Source organism: Pedobacter aquatilis (assembly GCF_030409415.1).
GTDB lineage: Bacteria > Bacteroidota > Bacteroidia > Sphingobacteriales > Sphingobacteriaceae > Pedobacter > Pedobacter aquatilis.
This window is the reverse complement of record NZ_JAUFPW010000034.1, coordinates 173,312-192,819: the sequence shown is the minus strand read 5'-3', so window position 1 is coordinate 192,819 and position 19,508 is coordinate 173,312. Positions and strand designations below refer to the sequence as shown.

Sequence of the window (19,508 nt, the reverse complement as noted above, 5' to 3'; positions counted from 1 at the left end):
TACTTTAAAGCTAAAACCATGCCTTCTTTTGATATTGTAAGTAAAGTTGATGCGCAAGCACTTGATAACGCAATAAACAACGCAAAAAAAGAAATTTTGAACCGTTTCGATTTCAATAATTCTAAAAGCACAATCGAACTTGATAAAAAAACTAATGTTGTAACAATTGTAACGGAAGATGACATGCGATTGAAAGCTATTGAAGGCTCAATTATCTCTCGCATGATGAAGCAAAATTTAGACCCTAAAAGTTTAGATTTTGGCGATGAACAACAAGCTTCGGGAAATATGATTAGAAAAGAAATAAGTATAAAAGAAGGACTGGATAAGGAAGCCGCCAAAAAGGTTGTAGCAAAAATAAAAGCAAGCGGGTTAAAGGTTCAGCCTGCAATAATGGACGACCAGGTGAGAGTAACTGCTAAAAAGATAGATGATTTGCAAGCTGTAATTAGTCTTTGCAGAAACGAAGATTTTGGTCAGCCACTACAGTATATAAACATGCGTAACTAATTTATTATGTGAAATGGCTTAAAGGACTTTATATTTATCCTTTAAGCTTATTTATAATTACCATGCAGATACAGGAAAATGGTTTTGTTTTTTCTGATGATAAAGAATTGCTAAATATAAATTCCATTCATCAATACTTAAGTGAGGAATCTTACTGGGCAAAAGGTATTCCATTACAAACCGTTAAAACCTCTATAGAGAACGCTCTTTGCTTTGGAATTTATAAAGATGACCAACAAGTTGGTTTTGCAAGATGGATAACAGACAAAGCAACTTTTGCTTGGCTTTGCGATGTTTACATATCAACAGAATACAGGGGACTTGGATTGTCGAAGAAATTAATGTCGTTTATGATTTTTCATCCCAATTTACAAGGATTACGTCGTTATCAATTAGCTACTTTAGATGCTCATGGTCTATACGAACAGTTCGGCTTCAAACCTTTACAAAACCCCGAAAGACAAATGGGGATCGTAATTGTAAATGCTTATAAAGCTGAAACCGACAAGTAGCTTTAGAAAACCTTTTTATATGTTTCTTGTTTTCATTTAAAAAAAAAACATAACAGATGAAAAAAATATTCTTTGTTGCGATAGCAATTTCTACAACTATTACTTTCCAGGCTTGCCAATCGGCAGATAAAAAATCTTCTACAACAAAAGATAGCGTTGCTGGTGATACTACTATGGTTAATGGTGTACATATCACAGGTGCTGAAAGTACAGCAACAGGTTTAGATGAAGAAGGTGGAACATTTTTAAGGAAGGCCGCGGTGGGTGGAATTATGGAAATTGAAGCAGCTAAAATTGCACTAACTAATTCAAATAATGCTGATATTAAAAATTTTGCGCAGCAGATGCTTACAGATCACACTAAAGCCAATAAAGAATTAAAGGAATTGGCAGTTAAGAAAAAGGTTATTACGCCTGATGGTTTACCAGCAGATGAGCAAATTCATTTAGATGCGATGAAGAAAATGAAAGGTGCTGCTTTTGATAAGCATTATGTTGAAATGATGGTTACCGACCATGAAAAAACTGTAAAACTTTTTGAACAAGGCAAACAGAACAAAGATTCGGAATTGAAAGTTTGGGCAACGAACACATTGAGTACAATTGAGGCCCACACTGCCAAGGCAAAAGAAATTGCCTTGAACATAAAATAAAAGCAATACCAGGCTAAAAAATCCTGCCACTTTATAAAAGTGCAGGATTTTCTATTTTAAAACTCCGTCAGAATAAAATAGAATTTTTATCTACTTTACTCAATTCAGAAAATTAAACTTATATTTTACCGTTTAATACAAAAAATACATTAATGAATACGAATAAAATTTGCAAATCGATATTTAGTATCGCCTTGGTTAGCGTACTTCCTTTTGCTGCATTTGCACAGAAGCCAAACTGGCAAAATCTCGATTTAAAGACGGATACCACTTTTGGAATAAGTACAGAGAAAGCTTACAAAGAACTTCTTAAAGGAAAAAAATCAACAAAAGTTATTGTTGCCGTAAATGATGGAGGTGTTGAAGCTGTACATGAGGATTTAAAAAGAATAATGTGGGTTAATCCGAAAGAAACTGCCGGAAATGGTAAAGATGATGATAACAATGGTTATGTTGATGATATACACGGATGGAATTTTATTGGTGGCGCAAAGGGTTCTGTTGACCATGAAACCTTAGAGTTGACAAGACTGGTTCGTCGTGATCAGGCTCGTTTTGCAAATGTTACAGATGCAAATGTTTCTGAAAAAGACAAAAAAGATTATGAAGCATTTAAAGTATTGCGCTCTGATTTAGAACAAAAACTTGGCGAAGCAAACCAAAATCTTGCTGGTTTAAATGGTTTTAAAAATGCTTTAGATAATGTTGTAAAAAAAATAGGTAAAGCAAACCCTACAGCAGAGGATTTCGCAAATTTCAAACCATCTACAAATCCAGAATCACGTATTCAGGAAGTGTTAACAGATGAGTTAAAGAAAAGTACATTTGCTGAATTTTACGATGCTCAAATTACTGAAGGTTTAAAATATTATACAGAACAGATAGAGTATAACTTTAATTTAAGTTACGACCCGAGAAGTATTGTTGGTGATAATCAGAATAACGATACCGAAAAAAATTACGGAAATAATGATGTTACAGGTCCTGATGCGGGCCACGGGACACACGTAGCAGGAATTATTGCAGCTGACAGAACCAATAAATTAGGCATAATGGGCGTTGCAGATAATGTAGCCATTATGGGTGTTCGTGTAACGCCAAACGGCGATGAACGCGATAAAGATGTTGCAAATGGAATTCGTTATGCGGTTGATAATGGTGCAAAAGTAATTAATATGAGTTTTGGTAAAGCATATAGCTGGAACAAAGCAGTTGTAAATGATGCGATGAAATATGCAGCATCAAAAGATGTTTTAATTGTGCAGGCTGCTGGTAACGAAAATAAAGATATTGATACCGAAAACAACTTCCCAAACCATAAGGATTTAGATGAAAAGACTATTGCATCTTGGATTACAGTTGGTGCTTCCGGACCAAAAGATGATGAAACTTTAAAAGCAAGTTTCTCTAACTTTGGTAAAACACAAGTTGATGTTTTTGCTCCAGGTGTAAATATTTATTCTTCTGTACCAGGTTCTAAATATAAAAGCCAGAATGGCACAAGTATGGCTTCGCCTGTTGTGGCAGGCTTAGCGGGGTTAATTCGTTCTTATTATCCTAAGTTAACAGCTGCGCAGGTTAAAGAAATTATTGTGAAATCAGTAAGTAAGGTTAACCATAATGTATCTTACAAAAAAGGAGAGAATGAAGATGGAGAAATGGTTTCAGTTCCATTTTCTGAGTTGTGCGTTAGCGGTGGAATTGTAAATACATACAATGCACTAAAACTGGCTGCTACTTATGGAGGCAAAACTGCTACTAAGTAACACCTCAAAATGCTTAACTAGAAATGGCTTCCCGATTATCGGGAAGCCATTTTTGTTGTAAATTATAATGAATTTATATCAAAGGCTAATGCGTTAATATTCGCACCGTAATCAAGGCAGAAGACTTTTGTTAAATAGCCACGACATAAGCGGAAATACTTTTGGCTTACCATGATTAGAAGTTCTATCAAGTATTTTCAAGCACAGACTTTGTAAGTTTTGCCAAAAGATTGCAGCATTGGCGGGACTGAAGTTCCCAAAGTAGCACATGCTTTGCGCTTCAAATTATAGCAAGATTACAACCAAAAGACCTTCAACAAATAGCACGTCATTACGAGGTACGAAGCAATCTTTTTTGCTAGATTGCTTCGTACCTCGCAATGACTTAAGCATAAATAATGTAATTTAAACCGTTGCCATATCAATTACAAAACGATATTTTACATCGCTGCCTAAAACGCGTTCGTATGCTTCGTTAACGTAATTAATATTAATTACTTCAACTTCTGAAACGATATCGTGTTCGGCACAGAAATCTAACATTTCTTGTGTTTCTTCAATACCACCAATGCTAGAAGCAGTTAAAACCCTATTGCCATGCATTAATGCAGAACCTGGGAATTTTAACGGTTCTGGAGGCAAGCCAACACAGATATGCACACCATTAACGTTTAATAACTTAAAGTACATTTCATATTCATGCGGAGCAGAAACTGAATCGATAATAAAATCGAAATGTTTGGCATATTTCTTTAATTCTTCAGGGTCTTTAGTTATCACAAAGTGATGAGCACCAAGTTTCTTAGCGTCTTGCTCTTTTGAGGGAGATGTACTCAAAACCGTAACATCAGCGCCAAAAGCAACGGCGAATTTAACTGCCATGTGGCCTAAACCGCCTAAACCTAAAACGGCAACTTTATGTCCTTTGGTAATGCCCCATCTTTTAATTGGCGAATATGTAGTTATACCTGCACAAAGCAAAGGCGCAACACCCTCAAGCGGCAATTTTTCTGAAACGCTAACAACAAACTCTTCGGTACAAACAATTTTATTTGAATAGCCACCGTAAGTTGGCGTTTTTTTATCGCGTTCCAGGCTGTTATAAGTCCAAACGGTTTCACCTTTTTCACAAAACTGCTCTTGCCCGCCTTTACAAGTCGGGCATTCTTTGCAGCTATCAACCATACAGCCAATACCAGCAAGTTGACCAACTTTGAACTTGGTTACTTCTGAGCCAACCTCGGTAATGCGACCAACGATTTCATGCCCAGGAACCATAGGATAGCGAGCTGGTCCCCATTCACTACGTACCTGGTGAATATCAGAGTGGCAAATTCCACTGAATAAAATTTCAATTAAAACATCTTTTGGTCCAACATTTCTTCTTTCGAAACTCCATGGAGCCAGTTTATCGGTTTGGCTGTGAACAGCATATCCTTTTGCAGCTATCATATATTATTAATTTGAATTCAAAGCTATAGTATTAGTCATTAACGTTCGTCATGCTGAATTCATTTCAGCTTTTAAGCAGTTGCCAAAATCTTATCAGGTGTTATTGGCAATGTTCTAATTCGCTTTCCTGTTGCGTTAAAAACCGCATTAGCCACAGCAGCAGAAAATCCAATTAAAGCAATTTCACCCATTCCTTTTGCACCCATTGGGTTGATGTGTGGGTCTGGTTTATTAATAAAATGAACCTCAATTTCAGGAATGTCGGCATTAACCGGAACATGATAATCAGCAAAATTGTTGTTGATGTATCTTCCGTAACGATGATCGATAATTGACTCTTCGGTTAGTGCCATTCCAACGCCACCAACTGCACCACCAACCATTTGACTACGAGCCGTTTTCGGACTTACAATAGTTCCTGAATCGCCAACAGAAACAATTTTATCGACTTTAACTACTCCAGTTAAGCTATGCACTTTAACTTTTACAAAGTGGATGGAAAACGAATACATAGAATACTCATCACGCTCCTTTCCGGCCTGACTTTGCTTGGTTACTTCAATAGATGGAAGATTATTTTTCTTTAGGACATCAATAAAATTTGATGTAGCATCCATATTTGAATTTGCAGCCAACTCTGCAATAGTAGATTTTAGTGAAACACAAACATCGTTTACGGCAGAACCCACAGTAGAAAGCGTTGCCGAACCACCTTGACTTGGCGCTGGAGGAAGCGAAGAATCCCCCAATTCAAATTTAATTTTATCAGCAGGAATACCCATTAATTTACTGGCAATTAAGGTCATTCCGGTTCCGGTTCCAGGTCCGATATCGCTTGTTGCACTTTGTAAAACCAAGGTTCCATCAGCCTTTAAAATCCCCTTAACACTTGCCCTACCTCTATTTGCATTAAAAACACCAATACTAACACCAAAGCCCGATTTCCATTGACCATCAACTAAACTACCCGGCTTATTTTTGCGTTCGCTCCATCCTATTTTTTGTGCGCCAACTCGATAAGCTTCTTTAATGTTTTTATCAGAAAAAGGTTTATCTTTTTGCTGGTCTCTTTCAGGGTCGTTTTTTATTCTGAATTCTAACGGATCCATATTTAAAGCATGCGCCATTTCGTCAATTGCACTTTCTAATGCGAAAGCACCAGTTGCTTCACCAGGTCCACGCATCCAAATTGGAACGCCCAAATCAACCGGAACAACTGTGTATTGTGTGTTTACATTATCGCATTGATACATGAACTTTGACATATTTACCACACCCTCTGTAAAATTTTCATAAGCAGAAGTTTCTCCAAAAGCTTTGTGTGTAATGCCAGTTAATTTTCCATCTTTATTTGCACCTAAACCTATCGTTTGTACAGCCGCAGGGCGATTACCAACCATGGTAAACATTTGCATCCTGGTAATCATCAGTTTTACGGGCTTGGCAATATGTTTAGAAGCCATCACCGTAGCAATTTCCAGCGGCCATGTTCTAAGTGCCATTCCAAAACCACCTCCAACAAACTCAGAATTAACCTGAATATTTTCTATTGGAATTTTAAAAACATTGGAAATAGTACCTTGTGTTGCTTTAACGCCTTGAGTTTTCGCATAAACAGTAACTTGATTATTAGGTCGCCAATCTGCAATAATTCCATGTAGTTCCATAGGATTATGGGTTTCTATTGGAATATGGTATTTAGCCTCGATTTGAACTTCGGCAGTTTTGTAAGCATTTTCTACCCCACGTTTATAATCTGGCTGTCCTTGTAGTTTCTTAGCTTTTGCATCCTTTATCGCTTTTTCAAAGTCTGTGTTAAATTCTTCCTTTGTATATGTAACCTTCACCAATGATGCCGCATATGTAGCCCTTTCAAAAGTATTTGCAACAACGATGGCAATTGGCTGTCCATTGAAGAAAACTTTATCAGTGTAAAAAATCTTCATCGGCGAACCACCTTCTTGCTCGTAAGCTGGTGCAGACGGTTTATTCAAATGTGAAACAATTGAAATTACGCCTGGTGCTTTTTCAGCAGCTTTTGTATCTAATGATGTAATCTTTCCTTTTGTTATCGTACTAGTTACTAAAACGCCATAAGTTAATCCAGGTAGTTCATATTCTGCAAAATATTTAGCTTTTCCGGTAACTTTAAAAACCCCATCTACGCGGTCATTCTCATCGTTAATTAATATATTTTCCATCATTATGCTTTAGATTTTGCAACAGTTAAAGCTTCAATAATTGTGTTTGGTGCCATTTGAAGCTTGAAATCATTCTCTCCAAAGCCTTTAGCACCTTTCATAGCTAACTTAGCAGCCTGTTCAAAGTTTTCCAAAGTAGCACTTTTACCTTTCAAGAAAGCTTCTGCTTCCGTTAAACGCCAAGGTTTATGTGCAACTCCACCCATCGCTAATCTAATATCAACGATTTTGCCATCGGCAATTTCCATAGCAGCGGCAACAGAAACCAATGCAAATGCATAAGATGCTCTATCTCTTACCTTTAAATAATTTGAATTTTTCGAAAGATTATTAGTCGGTATTTCCAAACGGATAATCATTTCATCAGCTTTTAAGTTATTGTCAAACTGCGGTGTATCTCCCGCAAGGCGATGAAAATCTTTAAATAAAATTTTGCGCTCACTTTTTGCACTGGCAATTACTACAGTAGCGTCCAAAGCCACTAATGCTACACACATATCACTCGGATGAACAGCAATGCATTTATCTGAGGTTCCGAAAATTGCATGCATCCTATTGAAACCTCCAACTGCACCACAACCAGAACCTGGTTGACGTTTGTTGCAAGGCATTTCGGTATCATAAAAATAGCCACAACGCGTTCTTTGCATCATGTTACCGCCAACTGTAGCTACATTTCTTAATTGTGCCGATGCTCCGGCATTTAGTGCCATTGCTAACAAAGGTAGTTTTTCCTTAAGGAGTTGATTTTCGGCAACCGCCGTATTTGAAGCTAATGCACCAATTATAATTTTATTGCCAACAAGCTCAATCTGTTTTAGCGGAACATGGTTAATGTCGATTAATTTTTCTGGAGCAGTAACGCCTCTTTTCATTAAATCGATAAGGTTTGTACCTCCGGCAAGGAACTTTGAATTCTTATCCTTTAGCAGTAAAGCCAAAGCAGATTTTGTTGATGTAGTTCTTAAGTATTGGAAGTTGATCATGCTTTGCTTCCTCCTTTCGATACTTCAACAATGGCATCAACTATGTTAGGATAAGCACCACATCTACAAATATTTCCGCTCATATATTCGCTAATTTCTGCCCTAGATTTTGTGTGCCCTTCTTTAACACAAGCCACAGCCGACATAATTTGACCAGGCGTACAATAGCCACATTGAAAACCATCGTGTTTTATAAATGCAGCTTGCATTGGATGCAATTCTTCACCATTTGCCAAACCTTCTATTGTAGTTATTTTTTTACCCTCATTCATTACTGCCAAACTCAAACAAGAATTTACTCGTTCGCCATTAACATGAACGGTGCAAGCTCCACATTGACCATGGTCGCAACCTTTTTTTGTGCCAGTTAAATGAAGTTCTTCCCTTAAATAATCTAAGAGCGTAACTCTTGGCTCAACAGATGCTTTATAGACCTTATTATTTACGGTTAGGTTGAGGGGAATTTTTTCAAATAACGCTGCGAAACGTTCATCCGCCTGGTTTTCTGCTGCTTTTACAGCGATAGATGGTGTTAGAGCGATTGCTGTAAATAGGGACGATTTCTTGAGAAAATCTCGTCTGGTGTCGCCCTGATTTGATTCCTTATCAGATGAATGCATAAAATATGTTTTGTGATGTTGTTCTTTAAAGTTCGTAAATCTAAACCGTAAAATAGGTTGATTCAGAAATTTAGAATAATTCTAATAAGAAAGATTTAGGCCGTCCTGTTTGAGTTTACTTAATCATCCTAAATTTTTTTGCTTTAAGATTCCCACCTGCGTGGGGGATGACGATTTGGTTTAGCATAAAGAATAAGAGAAATGCGCTAACCGTCATTTCGACCGTAGTGGAGAAATCTTTTAAAGCAGATATAAAGATTTTACTTTCTCGTGGTCTGTATTCCGCTGTGCTCCAATCGAAATGACGGCTTGAGGATTAAATAAAATAATTTCGAAAATGTGAAGTCAATTTCTATTTTTAGCAAATGGAAGATATTAAACCACTACCCGATTTATCAGCAGAAGAACAACGTGTTTTAGGTTCTTTAATTGAAAAAAGCAGAACCACGCCAGATTATTACCCAATGACTTTGAATAGTTTGACAGCTGCCTGCAACCAAAAAAGCTCTAGAAATCCGGTGGTAAATTATGATGAAGAAATAGTTACGCTGACGCTTAATTCACTAAAAGTAAAAGGCTTAATCTCAACTGCTACAGGTGGCTCAAGTAGGGTAATTAAATATAAACATAACCTCGGAATTGTTTATCCTTTAGTTCCATCAGAACTTTCGATATTATGTTTATTGCTTTTGCGTGGCGCATTAACCCCTGGCGAAATCAATAGCAACTCTGGCAGACTTTATGAATTTGATAGCATTGAAGAAATTCTGGAACAATTACAAAAACTCTCCGAGGAACAACCGCCATTTGTAAAATTACAACCTAAAAAACCTGGGCAAAAAGAAGCTCGATTTATTCATTTATTGGGCGAACAAGCGGAGGTTCAGGAGATTGAACAACATATGCCACAAACAACAATTTTCCAACCCAATGAAGAGTTGGAAAATCGCATATTAAAGCTCGAACAAGAAGTGGAAGATTTAAAAGAGCTTGTAAATCTTTTAATGGATAAATAAACTACACTTCGTATTTCTTGAAAATAGTACTGGCTACGTGTCCACCAAAACCAAAGGTGTTATTTAAAACATAGTTGATTTCTTTTTTAATCGGCGTTCCTAAAATAATATTTAAACCTTGTGGAATCTTTTCATCCAATTTTTCTGTATTGATAGTTGGTGGAATAATACCGTCGCGAATAGCCAAAATACTGATTAAACTTTCTACAGCACCAGCGGCACCAAGCAAATGTCCTGTCATAGATTTTGAAGCACCAACAACGACTGGTAAATCACCAAAAACATTCTTAACGGCAACCAGTTCGCTAATATCACCTAAACCCGTAGAAGTGGCGTGTGCATTAATATAATCTATTTTCTCAGCAGAAATATTCGCATCATTTAATGCTTTTTTCATGCCTAAAGTAGCGCCAATTCCATCTGGAGGTGTTCCAGTTAAGTGATAAGCATCTCCGGCCATGCCACCGCCAACAATTTCAGCATAAATATTTGCACCACGATTTAAGGCATGTTCTAATTCTTCTAAAATCAAAGCACCTGCGCCCTCGCCCATTACAAAACCATCGCGTGTTTCGTCAAAAGGTCTCGAAGCTGTTTCAGGACTATCATTTCGTTTAGATAATGCCTGAGCCGCATTAAAACCGCCAACCGATGCTTCTGTAATGGCAGCTTCGGAGCCACCAGCAACCATAATATTTGCCTTACCTAAACGAATCGTATCAAAAGCACTAATAATTGCAGTATTTGAAGATGCACAAGCCGAAACCGTGCAGTAGTTTGGTCCACGTAATTTATGGCGAATTGAAACAACTCCAGCTGCTATGTCTACAATCATTTTCGGAATAAAATAAGGATTAAACCTTGGTGTTTTATCGCCTTGGTGAAACTCCGCTAATTGTTGTTCAAAGGTTGAAATACCGCCATTTCCTGTTGCCCAAATTACTCCAACTTCAGCAAGTTCATCATCTGTAAATTTTGTAAAATCTAAGCCGGCATCAATAATTGCTTGGTCGGTTGAAACGATTGCGTATTGTGTAAATAAATCGTATTTTTTAATTTCTTTCTTTTCGATAAAAGCTTCCGCATTAAAATCTTTAACCTCGGCAGCGAATTGTGTTTTAAACTTACTGGTATCGAATTTTGTAATTGGCCCAACGCCACTTTTACCAGCTAAAATATTTTTCCAAAAGGTTCCTACTGTGTTTCCCAATGGTGTTATTGCACCTAAACCCGTTATAACTACTCGTTTCATTTTAATTAGTTTAATTTCTTTTGCAGCAGGATGTTTAATTAACACCATTGCCACTTATCGGGGCAAAGGTGATAATTCTGATTGTAAGAATTGCCATACGAATGGCAAATCTTAGCTAGATAGTCATCACCAGAAAAAAATAATGTACTTTCAATTAAGTTTGAATTTTGTAACTTTGATTTATGAGTACAACGGAAACATTGGAAGAATTTTATCAAAACAAGTTTAGTTTTTTACCAGAAAACTTACAAAATGGCGTGGGTCATTTTAATGTTTTTAAATTAGAAGATTGCTTACGCGATGATAACAAGCAGATGAGTTATAATCGTAGGGATTTCTATAAAATTGCATTAAATCGTGGCCATAATATTTATCATTACGCCGATAAAAGCATAGAAATTAATGGCACCGCATTGATGTTCTTTAATCCTTTGGTTCCATATACATGGGAATTGGCTAGCGGGAATAAAAGCGATGTAACTGGTTTCTTCTGTATTTTTACTGAAGCATTTTTCAAAGAAAAAATTCGTGGTAACATTGGTGATTTGCCAATGTTTATTGCTGGAGGAAAGCCTGCTTATATACTTGATGATAAGCAGGATGCTATCGTCTCATCGATATTTACAAAAATGTTTGAAGAAATAAATACTGACTATATTTATAAATACGATTTGCTTAGAAACTACATAACGGAGATAACGCACTTTGCTTTAAAAACTCAACCATCAGAAACTTTATTTAAACATACCGACGCGAACAGCAGAATTACATCAGTTTTCACTGAATTACTAGAACGCCAATTTCCAATAGAAACTACATCTCAAAGGTTTACTATGCGTTCGGCTAAAGATTATGCTTCGCAACTTTCGGTTCATGTAAATCATTTAAACAGAGCAATTAAAGAAACTACAGGAAAAACCACCACGCATTATATTACTGAACGTTTATTAAGCGAAGCAAAAGCTTTATTAAAACATACAGATTGGAATATAGCTGAAATTGGCTATTGCTTGGGTTTTGAAGAGCCAACGCACTTTAATAACTTTTTTAAAAAATTAACCAACCATACACCAACATCTTACAGAATTGTTTGAATTTCGTAATCATCAGTTTGATTTGCGTAATACTTAACTTTAATTTCCAGAGTAATTTTGTCTTAACAAAAAGGATAAAATTATGGGACTTAAAAAAGTTTGGTTTGTAACTGGTGCTTCGAAAGGATTAGGACTAAGTTTAGTAAAGCAACTATTAAAATCTGGACAGTACGTTGCGGCTACGTCCAGAAATGTTAATGAATTAGCCGCCGCCGTAAATTCAAATTCTGAAAAATTTCTTCCATTAGCGGTAAACTTAAGTGATGAACTTAATGTGGAGCAAGCCATCAATGCCACAATTTCTCAATTTGGAAAAATTGATGTGATTATAAATAATGCAGGCTACGGAATTGGTGGCAGCATAGAAGAATTAACCGATTTAGAAACAAGAAACAGTTTTGACGTAAATGTTTTCGGTACTTTAAATGTGATTAGGAAAGTAATGCCACATTTAAGGAAACAACAATCTGGTCATATCATAAATATCGCATCCATTGCTGGTATATCTGGTGCAATTGGCTGGGCGGTCTATTCCGCAACAAAAGCAGCAGTAATTGCATTGTCAGAAGTATTAGCTGAAGATGTTAAAGCTTTCGGTATTAAGGTTACTGTTATTTCTCCAGGTGCTTTCAGAACAAGTTTTCTTACGCCAGAATCTTTAATATTAGCAGAAAATCCAATTGCAGAATATGAAGATGTTCGAGCTGTACACCAGAGATATTTAAAAATGGATGGCCAGCAAATTGGCGACCCGGAAAAAGCTGCAGCTGCTATGATTTCTTTAGTGGCTATGCCAAACCCTCCAATCCATTTACTGCTAGGAAACGATGCTTTTACAAGGGCGAATACTAAAATAGAATCGTTAGAAAAAGAATTTCGAGATTGGAAAGCAATAACGATATCTACAGATTACTAAAGTATTAATGCGAGACAGAATTTGTACGATGTTTTGATAAACATAAAAAAAAGAGATTGCGTCGTACCTCGCAATGACGAAAAGAGCTCAATATTCTATTTAAAAAATAAAAATCATGGAAAACAAAAAAGTATGGTTTGTAACAGGCGCTTCAAAAGGTCTGGGACTAACATTAGTTAAAAAATTATTAAACAATGGAAATCGTGTTGCCGCAACTTCCAGAACTATTTCAGACCTAGAAAAAGCGGTTGGAAATCATGAGAGCTTCCTCCCTATTTCGATGGATTTGCTAAACGAAACCAATGTTGAAGATGCGATAAGCCAAACAATTACAAAATTTGGACAGTTAGATGTTTTGGTGAATAATGCAGGTTATGGAATGCTTGGAGCTTTGGAAGAATTAAGCGATAGAGAGGCCAGAGCAAATTTTGATGTAAATGTTTTCGGTTCGTTAAATGTAATTAGAAAAGCATTGCCACAAATGAGAAAACAAGGATCTGGACATATTTTTAATATATCTTCAATCGGAGGTTTTTCTGGTAATTTTCCAGGCTTCGGAATTTACTGTGCTACTAAATTTGCAGTTTCTGGTTTTACAGAATCTTTAGCTGCAGAAGTAAAATCTTTAGGTATAAAAGCAACAGTTGTAGAACCTGGTTATTTTAGGACTGAATTTTTAACTGCCAATTCTTTGGCTGTACCATCAAATCCGATTGATGCTTACAAAGAAGTTAGAGATTCGCAGGCAGCACATCAAAATGATATTAACAATCAACAACCCGGCGACCCCGCTAAAGGATGTGATGTGATTATTGCTGCTGCTGAAAGCGAAAATGCGCCTTTACACCTTTTCTTAGGTCCGGATGCTTATGCAGTTGCCGGTGCAAAAATTGCAGATGTGCAGAAAGATATGAGTGATTGGAAAGCGTTAGCAACAGCAACAAATTTCGATGAAGCTTAAATTTCTCAACAACAATTTGACTTAAAAAGGGATAGAAATTATCCCTTTTTTTATTTTATGCTTCTACCAATTGTTTTTGGCTTTAACCTATTAATAACCTTCAGTTTGAACAAGGGATAATTCGGTATCAATATAAAACCAATTAGAAATAAATTTTATAAGATAATTTATTTTGAGTTTGATAAAGTACTCTTCGGCTTAAATCTCCCTGTTAAAATCCCAGTTTTCTAAATAATCGGCAACTCTTCGAACAAACATTCCACCCAACGATCCATCAACAACTCTATGATCATAGGAAAGTGAAAGGAACATCATGTGGCGAATAGCGATTACATCACCATGTTCGGTTTCTAAAACCGCTGGTTTCTTTTTAATTGCACCAACTGCCAAGATAGCTACCTGTGGCTGATTAATAATTGGCGTACCCATCACATTACCAAAAGAACCAACATTTGTAAGTGTAAAAGTTCCGCCTTGTGTTTCATCTGGTTTTAATTTTGAGTTTCTTGCTCTTAAAGCTAAATCGTTAACAGCTTTGGTTAAACCAACTAAGTTTAATTGGTCCGCATTTCTAATTACCGGAACAATTAAATTACCACTTGGTAAAGCAGCCGCCATACCAATATTAATATTATTTTTCTTGATGATTTGCGTTCCATTAACTGAAACATTAATCATCGGAAAATCTTTAATTGCTTTTGCAACAGCTTCAACAAAAATTGGCGTGAATGTTATTTTTTCACTCTCACGCTTTTCGAAGCTATTTTTCACTTTGTTGCGCCATAAAACCAAATTAGTAACATCGGCTTCAACAAATGAGGTAACATGTGGAGAGGTACTTTTACTCATTACCATATGGTCGGCAATAAGTTTACGCATTCTATCCATCTCAATAATTTCATCGCTACCAGAAACTGATGTTGTAGATGGTTTATTTGTTACAGATGAAACTTCATGAGTTGCAGCTGGCTTGTTTACTATAGCTTCAGCCTGAGGTTTAGTTACAGAAACTGGCACATCACCTTTTTTATTAGCTATATAATTTAATAAATCGTCTTTATTTAAGCGGCCATCTGCGCCAGAACCTTTGATAGAATCTAATTCAGTTGTCGATATATTTTCTTGCGATGCAATACTTTTTACTAATGGAGAATAAAAACGATCTGATGAAGATGAATTAACTTGGACCGCCACCTTTTCCTCTGGTAGCTGTTCTAAACCAGGAATAGTTTCCGGTTTTTCCTCTACAAAAGGAGCAGAAATTGGAGTTTCGTCTTTTTTAGCTTCATTTTCGCCCTCAGTTTCGATAATTGCAATCACATCACCAACCTGCGCAACTTCATCCTCTTTAAATAATTGTTTTACCAACTTACCAGCAACTGGCGACGGCACTTCAGAATCTACCTTATCGGTAGCTATTTCAAGAATGGTATCATCTAAATCAATAGCATCACCTGGTTGTTTTACCCATTTAATCACGGTTGCTTCCGCAACACTCTCACCCATTTTTGGTAACAATAATTCGTATTGAGCCATATTAAATTACAGTATATTATATTGGTATTGCGACAAAAATACAGTTTTTATTTGTTCTACTCGTCTTCTCTTAATAGATTTAATAACATTGCTAACGCCGAAGCTCCAGAACGTTCTATGTTTTGAACGCGTTTATTACTGAAATTAAACACTTTAGCTACTGTTTTGTGTTTCGATGAAATAGAAATCCAAACCGTTCCAACTGGTTTATCTTCTGTACCGCCATCCGGACCAGCAATTCCACTTACAGCAATGGAATAATCTGTTTTAAAATGCTTGATTGCACCTTCAGACATTTCAGTAACGGTTTCTTCGCTAACTGCACCAAAACTTGTTAGTGTATTTTCTTTTACACCCAAAATAGATTCTTTGAGTTCGTAAGCGTAAGCTACTGCCCCGCCCCAATAAACAGAAGAACAACCCGGATGTTGCGTAATTAAATGCGCTATGTAACCACCAGTACAACTTTCTGCTGTAGATAAAGTCAAGCCACGCTTTTTCATTATATTCAGAATAGCTTTCTCAAGAGGAATATCTTCATCAATAACAACAAACTTTTTAACCTTTGCAATAATCTGTTGAGCGTATGTTTCTACTTCGTTTTTTAAAGTAATTTCATTTTCGCCTTTGGCGGATAGGCGCAAGCGAACTTGGCCAAGTTTTGGCAAATAAGCCAACTTGATGTGAGCTGGTAAGCTGTCTTCAATAGTTTCTATTTCCTGAGCCAAAAACGATTCGCCAATATTTGCGGTTAATATAGTTTTATGAACTATGAATGGCAGACTAAATCTCGATTTAATCCTCGGTAAAATCTCATCATCCATTAAATACATCATCTCGTAAGGAACACCCGGCATCGAAACAAAAATTTTATTATTCTGCTCAAACCACATGCAAGGTGCGGTTCCGTTTCGGTTCACAATAACTTCGCAACCATCTGGAACATCCGCTTGCTGAATATTAACATCTAACAATGGACGATTATATTTTTTAAAGATTGAAGCAACCATTTCCAAAGCTCCATCATCTCTACGAAAACCCATTCCAAAATATTTGGCCAAAGTTTTCTTTGTAATATCATCTTTGGTTGGCCCCAAACCACCTGTTATTAAAATAATATCGGCTCGTTTTTCAGCATCAGCTAAAGCAGATAAAATATGTTGTTCATCATCAGAAACTGAAGTAATTTGTTTTACAGAAACGCCAATTAAATTCAGCTGCTTTGCCATCCAGGCAGAGTTGGTATCAACAATCTGACCGATTAGAATTTCATCGCCAATGGTAATAATTTCTGCTAACATAATTTATTGGTAGGTATTATAAAAACCTGATCGTTTACTCAATTTTAAATCTTGAAGAATAGAAGCCTTAACCCGGATATTTACCGAATAACTTTTGTAAGCTCCATAAGGAACCCAAGAAATATTCATATCCCAGCAATGCAAATCTCTGTAAATTGCGAGTTGCATAGGTGCTAATCCCTTGTTTTTAAAATCGTAACCAGAATTAAAGGTGAACTTCCATTTAGGCGTTAAATTAAAATCACCATTAAAATTTAAAGTATTTGTTATTGTAGATTGCCCAAGAACATTGGAATAATCAAATCGATATTGAAATGCAAAATTCCACGGAATATTAAAATCAACAAATGCATTCGGGTCGCGATTAAGCGCATTTAGTTGCTCTGTTTGTAAAGGCGTAATCCCTTGCTTTTCCATTTGATTTTTAGTTGCATCGTAAGCATCATTTTTACGCTTAAATGCATCAGGATTTAAACTATAATCAAACGAAAATCCTATCCGTTCCAATCTTGGAAAATATTTACCGCCTTTAAAAAAGTATCTGTCTTCTTCATAAAACACTCTATTTCCGCTGGTATTAATCGAATCGCGTAATAAATATGGATTAAATGTACCATTATAAGTTATGCCCAATTTATCTGTGAACTGAGAACGGCCACTAAAACTAATATCAGATAATTTTCTTCTCGGACTGAGAAAATTATATGAACCATTAAAGGTTAAACCTTGAATAATAGGTATTTTCTTTTCGCCAGTACCAGTTGTATCTTTTTTAGATCGAACTTTTAGTTCGGTTGTATTATCCAAAATAAAATTTATTGCCGCTTGCCTTCCAGAGAAAGAACCAGCAAATGCACTATTTGTGAATATGGAATAAGTTAGCGGCCTGCCCGTACTTGGATCTATAATTATTTGATTATTCTGATTAGAAGCTTCCTTGTAAATCCCTCTCGATGGATCGGTAAAATCAGGAGAATAAGAAAAACCAACAGTGGGCGTCATTACGTGGCGCAATTGCTTTATATTTCCAAGATTTTTAAACTCTTTAGTTTTACCATAAATTTTGGTACTCATACTTGTCGATAAATTATAACTTCCACCACGTTTGAAACCCGAAATTGTATCTTGTCTAAAAGTATAAGAACCATCTGTAAAAGTTGTATATCTTCTATTGATTGTTTGAAAGTTCCAAACCTCATTATAAGTACCACCCATCGTAAAGTTTAAATACTTTAAGGCTGTAAAATTCATGCTGATTGGAATGTTATGGTTTAAACCACTCTTTAACGCTCTTAATCCGGTTGGCTGAAATAATAAACTATCTTTTGTGGTGATATTATTATTTCCCTGTAAGCTATAACCAACCGTAATTTTTTGATACCATTTTTGCTCTCCACTTCTGTTTTTAGAATCGAAAGGACTAATGGTTGACATATTTAAGTTGAACGATGGCAATTGTAAGGCAATTTCACGAGTACTAAATGTTTGCTGAGCACTTAAAGCCGTACTAAAATTAAATAAACCACCAGCCAAAACTTTCGAATAAGCGATACTACTGTTCGAACTATTTGTAGCGATTGCGCCTAAATCATAAGTTTGATTCGCTGCTGTAGATGTATAGTAGCTACTTGAACTTAAATTTACATTGGCACTAAAAGTACTACCCGGACTAGCATTTGGATTTTGGCTGTGAGACCAACCAATACGAAAATCTTTACCTATATTTTCCTGTCCTTGAATACCATTTCGAGTGCTGGCATAATGTGTAGTTATGCTACCATTATATTTATAACGTTTAATGTAATTTGTATTTAAAGAGGCTTCGTAAGAACCATTTGTGTAAATAGACCCCATCAATTTAGCATCCCAATAATCACTTAAACCTAAATAATAACCTGCATTTTGAAGGAAAAATCCTCGAGTAGCATCTTCGCCTGGTGTTGGCAGCATAAGCCCCGAAGTACGTTTATTTTGCTTTGGAAAAAAGGCAAATGGTAATGCAAAAGGTGTAGGTACATCCTCTATTATCATGTAGGTTGGACCGGTAATAATTTGTTTCTCAGTAGCAATACCTTTACTAATCATTAGTCCAAAATGTGGATGGGGAAGATTACAAGTGCTATACATCATATTTTTGATGTGCAGTTCGTTATCAGGTTGCTTTTTACTTTGCCCACCTGAGAAAAATCCATCATCTTGCTGAGAGAAAACGCCAAATACTTTTGCTTTCGTTGTTGCAGAATTATAATATAGCGAATCGGCGATTGCAGAACCTTCAGCGCCCGATTTAAAAATCGGCCTACCTACATACCTTTTAGTTCTTGGATTTGTTCTTCCACTTGCAAAAATCAAATTATTTTTTTGGTCATAGCGAATATAATCTGCATCTAATTCGAAATCACCATAAATAACCCTGGCGTTTCCATACATGTAAATAATGTTCTTGTCTTTGCTAAACCTAACAGAATCGGTCGCTTTATACTCAACTTTTTGGTCGAGGTCGCTATTATTCTTTGTTTTTACTTTAGATGTATCACGCTTTGAAGTATCTTGTTGAACCACCTGCTGCAATGAAAAAGCGGAATATGCGTTAGCTTTATTAACGGTTAGTGTTAATAAAATGACAGAAATTAGTAAAATAGAGTTGCTAAGGAGTTTCAAATTCGTATTTGAATGTTATTTTTGCACAAATGTTTAATCAAAAACGTTCAAAATTAGTGAAAAATATACCA

Annotated in this window: 16 protein-coding genes; 8 read left to right on the top strand and 8 right to left on the bottom strand. The window is 36.1% G+C overall.

Translation table 11 applies throughout. The annotated features are described in order from the left end of the window. Positions 1–18: 18 nt before the first annotated feature. The 4 genes from QWY86_RS16835 (at position 19) to QWY86_RS16820 (ending at position 3,441) form a co-directional block, all read left to right on the top strand. Complete coding sequence (locus tag QWY86_RS16835; RefSeq protein WP_290243720.1) at positions 19–510, top strand: YajQ family cyclic di-GMP-binding protein; 492 nt, start codon at positions 19–21, stop codon at positions 508–510. A 62-nt stretch (positions 511–572) separates the two neighbouring features. Further along, a complete protein-coding gene (locus QWY86_RS16830; protein ID WP_290243717.1) occupies positions 573–1,022 on the top strand; it encodes a GNAT family N-acetyltransferase in 450 nt (149 codons plus the stop codon). A gap of 56 nt (positions 1,023–1,078) precedes the next feature. Next, on the top strand, positions 1,079–1,675 hold the full coding sequence (locus QWY86_RS16825) for a DUF4142 domain-containing protein (protein ID WP_290243714.1): 597 nt from the start codon (positions 1,079–1,081) through the stop codon (positions 1,673–1,675). Positions 1,676–1,827: 152 nt separating this feature from the next. Then, positions 1,828–3,441 (top strand): S8 family peptidase, encoded by a 1,614-nt coding sequence (locus QWY86_RS16820; RefSeq protein ID WP_290243712.1) that lies wholly within the window; start codon positions 1,828–1,830, stop codon positions 3,439–3,441. A 405-nt stretch (positions 3,442–3,846) separates the two neighbouring features. Here QWY86_RS16820 and QWY86_RS16815 read toward each other — a convergent pair whose 3' ends face one another. From QWY86_RS16815 to QWY86_RS16800, 4 genes are all read right to left on the bottom strand, one after another. Further along, positions 3,847–4,893 (bottom strand): NAD(P)-dependent alcohol dehydrogenase, encoded by a 1,047-nt coding sequence (locus QWY86_RS16815; protein WP_290243710.1) that lies wholly within the window; start codon positions 4,891–4,893, stop codon positions 3,847–3,849. A 71-nt stretch (positions 4,894–4,964) separates the two neighbouring features. After that, positions 4,965–7,097, bottom strand: coding sequence for a xanthine dehydrogenase family protein molybdopterin-binding subunit (locus QWY86_RS16810; protein ID WP_290243708.1), 2,133 nt, complete (start codon positions 7,095–7,097; stop codon positions 4,965–4,967). After that, a complete protein-coding gene (locus QWY86_RS16805) occupies positions 7,097–8,080 on the bottom strand; it encodes an FAD binding domain-containing protein (protein ID WP_290243706.1) in 984 nt (327 codons plus the stop codon). Before QWY86_RS16805 ends, QWY86_RS16810 begins: the two co-directional genes overlap by 1 nt. Beyond that, the gene (locus QWY86_RS16800; protein WP_290243705.1) at positions 8,077–8,700 is read right to left on the bottom strand and encodes a (2Fe-2S)-binding protein; all 624 of its coding nucleotides are present in this window, start codon (positions 8,698–8,700) and stop codon (positions 8,077–8,079) included. Before QWY86_RS16800 ends, QWY86_RS16805 begins: the two co-directional genes overlap by 4 nt. Positions 8,701–9,065: 365 nt before the next feature. On the opposite strand from QWY86_RS16800, the gene QWY86_RS16795 reads away from it, so the two are divergent. Further along, entirely contained in the window at positions 9,066–9,716 is a 651-nt protein-coding gene (locus QWY86_RS16795) for a YceH family protein (protein WP_290243704.1), read from the top strand. Between the two features lies 1 nt (position 9,717). Here QWY86_RS16795 and fabF read toward each other — a convergent pair whose 3' ends face one another. Next, a complete protein-coding gene (fabF, locus tag QWY86_RS16790) occupies positions 9,718–10,968 on the bottom strand; it encodes a beta-ketoacyl-ACP synthase II (protein ID WP_290243702.1) in 1,251 nt (416 codons plus the stop codon). Between the two features lie 182 nt (positions 10,969–11,150). Between fabF and QWY86_RS16785 the strand changes: the two genes are divergently transcribed. The 3 genes from QWY86_RS16785 to QWY86_RS16775 all read left to right on the top strand — a co-directional run bounded on the left by QWY86_RS16785 (position 11,151) and on the right by QWY86_RS16775 (position 13,939). Further along, entirely contained in the window at positions 11,151–12,062 is a 912-nt protein-coding gene (locus tag QWY86_RS16785; protein WP_290243701.1) for a helix-turn-helix domain-containing protein, read from the top strand. 82 nt (positions 12,063–12,144) lie between these two features. Continuing rightward, positions 12,145–12,978, top strand: coding sequence for an SDR family NAD(P)-dependent oxidoreductase (locus QWY86_RS16780; protein ID WP_290243699.1), 834 nt, complete (start codon positions 12,145–12,147; stop codon positions 12,976–12,978). A gap of 115 nt (positions 12,979–13,093) precedes the next feature. Continuing rightward, complete coding sequence (locus QWY86_RS16775; protein ID WP_290243697.1) at positions 13,094–13,939, top strand: SDR family oxidoreductase; 846 nt, start codon at positions 13,094–13,096, stop codon at positions 13,937–13,939. A 198-nt stretch (positions 13,940–14,137) separates the two neighbouring features. Here QWY86_RS16775 and QWY86_RS16770 read toward each other — a convergent pair whose 3' ends face one another. Genes QWY86_RS16770 through QWY86_RS16760 form a run of 3 tightly spaced genes read right to left on the bottom strand, consistent with a single transcriptional unit; the run spans position 14,138 to position 19,437 of the window. Further along, entirely contained in the window at positions 14,138–15,475 is a 1,338-nt protein-coding gene (locus QWY86_RS16770) for a dihydrolipoamide acetyltransferase family protein (RefSeq protein ID WP_290243695.1), read from the bottom strand. A 56-nt stretch (positions 15,476–15,531) separates the two neighbouring features. Beyond that, positions 15,532–16,776, bottom strand: coding sequence for a competence/damage-inducible protein A (locus tag QWY86_RS16765; protein ID WP_290243693.1), 1,245 nt, complete (start codon positions 16,774–16,776; stop codon positions 15,532–15,534). A 3-nt stretch (positions 16,777–16,779) separates the two neighbouring features. Further along, positions 16,780–19,437, bottom strand: coding sequence for a putative LPS assembly protein LptD (locus QWY86_RS16760; RefSeq protein WP_290243691.1), 2,658 nt, complete (start codon positions 19,435–19,437; stop codon positions 16,780–16,782). Positions 19,438–19,508: the final 71 nt, after the last annotated feature.